2 protein-coding genes and 2 pseudogenes are annotated in these 3,068 nt (G+C 70.9%); 1 reads left to right on the forward strand and 3 read right to left on the reverse strand.

Going from position 1 to position 3,068, the window contains the following annotated elements; genetic code table 11:
• Positions 1–371 (reverse strand): annotated as a pseudogene (locus E3D03_RS21435) (transposase); the annotation flags it as partial.
• Positions 372–593: 222 nt separating this feature from the next.
• On the opposite strand from E3D03_RS21435, the pseudogene E3D03_RS20255 reads away from it, so the two are divergent.
• Positions 594–866, forward strand: a pseudogene (locus tag E3D03_RS20255) (hypothetical protein); the annotation flags it as partial.
• 48 nt (positions 867–914) lie between these two features.
• Here E3D03_RS20255 and pta read toward each other — a convergent pair.
• Entirely contained in the window at positions 915–1,871 is a 957-nt protein-coding gene (pta, locus tag E3D03_RS20260; protein ID WP_062560903.1) for a phosphate acetyltransferase, read from the reverse strand.
• Positions 1,872–1,874: 3 nt separating this feature from the next.
• The gene (locus tag E3D03_RS20265; protein ID WP_062560904.1) at positions 1,875–2,891 is read right to left on the reverse strand and encodes a YeiH family protein; all 1,017 of its coding nucleotides are present in this window, start codon (positions 2,889–2,891) and stop codon (positions 1,875–1,877) included.
• Positions 2,892–3,068 lie beyond the last annotated feature (177 nt).

Consider the following 3,068-nt stretch of genomic DNA (forward strand, 5'->3'; position numbering starts at 1 on the left):
ACGCGCCGTCGCCCCTTCCAAGGCACGTCGGGCCGGCGCCGTCGGGCAAAGCAATCTTGCCGGACAATCGGTCCTGAACATAGTCCCGCAAAGCCGGGTTCCTGACGAGCTTGGCCGGCCTTGGCCGTTCGGCCGCACGGTCCGCATGCCACTGGGCATTGATGGCGCGATAGTCGAAGTTGCCATCACGCGTTGCCCCAATTGCGTCGGATCTCGCGCGAGATCGTGCTTGGTGATCTGCCCAGCTTGCGCGCGATGGCGCGAATGCCGCTGCCTCTCGCGCGCTCGAGCGCGCGCTCCTCACGTTCTGCGAAGGTCAGGCTGCGACCGGCAGGAGACCGCGACGATGTCGCAAACTGTGTAGGAGGCATGCCACCTGAACTTCGGAACCACCGGACCCCGACAGGTGCTGACACACCCGAACACACTGCGGCCTCCTCACGAAACTCCATCGCAATCACCCGCCAGAACCGGCACGGGTTCTCACGCTGCCATACCGGAGGCCTTCCGGGCGAGCGCAACTTCTTCCGCGTCTTCCTGTCGGCATCGGCACCTGCTGAACTAGGGTGTTGCGACGACCGGCTGAATCCGCCCGATATCTGAGCATTCGCTACAGCGAACGGCTGGTGAGGCGGGCATCGACACCTCTGTCGGCAGCGTCGGCGACTGCTACGACAATGCGCTGGCCGAGACGATCAACCATTCCGGGGCTTACGCGGCCCCACCGGGGCCACGGTCCCCTCCATATGTTCAAGGCCGAGGTGATCACGTTCCTCGGCCCCTGGAAATCCGTTGGCCAGGTCGAGCGGGAAGCCCTGAAATGGGTAGTCTGGCATAACAGGACGCGCCTGCACAGCGCCATCGGTTGTTTCCGACGGCGCATCCGTGCACCGACGATGTTTCACCGTTTTTGTTTATTCTGCCTGGATAGCGGTTATTGCGGTTGCGTTGACGATGTCGTTGACGGAGCATCCGCGGGAGAGGTCGTTGGCGGGGCGGGCGAGGCCCTGCAGGATCGGGCCGATCGCCGTCAGCCCGCCCAGGCGTTGCGCGATCTTGTAGCCGATGTTGCCCGCCGCCAGGTCCGGAAAGATGAACACGTTCGGCCGCCCGGTCAGCCGGCTCTGCGGCGCCTTCTTGGCCCGGATCGCCTCGTCGAGCGCGGCGTCGAACTGCAATTCGCCGTCGACCTCGAGATCCGGCTCGGCGGCGCGGATCAGCGCCAGGGCCTCGCGCAGCCGCCCGAGGCTCGGGTGCTCGGCCGAGCCCGCGGTCGAGAAGGACAGAAGCGCCACCCGCGGCTTCTCGGCCAGGAGCTGGCGGCAGCTCGCCGCGGCCGCGCGCGCGATGGCGGCCAGCTCGGCCGCGTCGGGCTGGATCACCAGCCCGCAGTCGGAAAAGATCATGCCGCCCCGGACCGGCGCCTCGGGCCCGCAGGCGAGCATCAGGAAGAAGCTCGACACGATGCCGGCCCCGGGCGCCTTGCCGATGATCTGCAGCGCCGCGCGCACCGTGTCGGCGGTGGTGGCGACCGCGCCGCCGACGGTGCCGTCGGCCTGGCCCAGCCGCACCCGCATCGCCGCCTGGCGGATCGGGTCGCGCATCTCGGAAAGCGCGCGGTCCGCGGTCATGCCGCGGGCGGCGCGCAGCCGGTGCCAGTGATCGGCAAGCTCGGCCAGGTCCGGCGCCTCGGCCGGGACCAGGGCGGTGACGCCGGGGATCGCGGGCCCGTTCATCAGCGTCACCCGCGCCAGGCGCTGTTCGGTGATGCGCCGCGCCGCCTCGGCCACGCGCGGGTCGTCCCCCTCGGGCAGGATGATGTGGCGGGCGCGGGCGCGGGCTTCGGCATGGATGCGGTCGAGCGGTTTCATCGTCTACCCCAGCAGATGCAGGCCGGCGACCACGAAGACGCCGAGGAACACGGTTTCCGCCACGATCAGCGCGATGGCGCCGGTGCCGACCTCGAGCATGCGCTTGAGCGAGGTCTTGATGCCCACCGCCGCGATGGCGATCAGCAGCGCCCAGCGGGACAGCTGCCCGGCGAGGTCCGACAGCGCCTGCGGGATCGCGCCGAAGCTGTTCAGCGCCGCCAGCGCCAGGAAGCCCAGCACGAAGCCCGGCAGAAGCGGCGGCGCCGCGCCGCCGTCGCTGTCGGCCAGCCCGCGCGCCCGAATGATGAGCGAGATCGCCAGCACCACCGGCGCCAGCATCGAGACCCGGATCAGCTTGACCAGCGTCGCGGTCTCGCCGGTCTCGGGGCCGATGGAGAAGCCGGCGCCGACCACCTGGGCCACGTCGTGGATGGTGCCGCCAAGGAAGACGCCGCTGTCGCGCGCCGTGAAGCCGAAGAGCGCGGCCAGCATCGGATAGAGCACCATGGCCACGGTCGAGAGCACGGTGACCGAGAGCACGGTGAACACCAGGTCGCGCTCGGATTTCTCGTGCCGCGGCAGCACGGCGGCGATGGCCATGGCCGCCGAGGCGCCGCAGATCGCCACCGAACCGCCGGTCAAGAGCCCGAAGCGCCAGTCGCGGCCGCCGAGCCGGGCGAGCGCGAGGCCGCAGAGGATGGTCAGCACCACCCCGGCGACCACCAGCCCGATGGCGCGCGGCCCGAGCGCCGCCAGCATGTCGACCGAGATCCGTGCGCCGAGGAGCGCCACCCCGAGCCGCAGCACGCTGCGCGCGGTCAGCGCGACGCCCGGCGCGGTGCGGGTGCCGTCCTCGGCCAGGAAGTTCAGCGCCAGGCCCAGGAGCAGCGCCAGCAGCATGGCCGGGGCGCCGTAATGGTCCGACAGGAACTGCGCCGTCGCCGCCACCAGCGCCGAGACGGCGAAGCCCGGGAAGGCCTCCGAGAGGAGGCTGCGCGAGGGGATCAGGCTGGTTGTCATCGTCGTCACCGGGATGCGGGGATGGGGCCGGCGCGGAAGGCACCGCGCCGGGTCGTCGTCGGAAGGAGGGCGCGCGCGCCGTCAGGTTGGGCCGGCGAGGCGAGGTCGGCGAAGCGGGGCCGACGAAGCGGGGCCGGCGAGGCGGGGCCCCGAGGGGGGCGCTGCCCCCCTCGCGCT

The sequence above is a fragment of the Paracoccus sp. DMF genome (genome assembly GCF_004407025.1).
GTDB classification, from domain to species: Bacteria; Pseudomonadota; Alphaproteobacteria; order Rhodobacterales; family Rhodobacteraceae; genus Paracoccus; species Paracoccus aminovorans_B.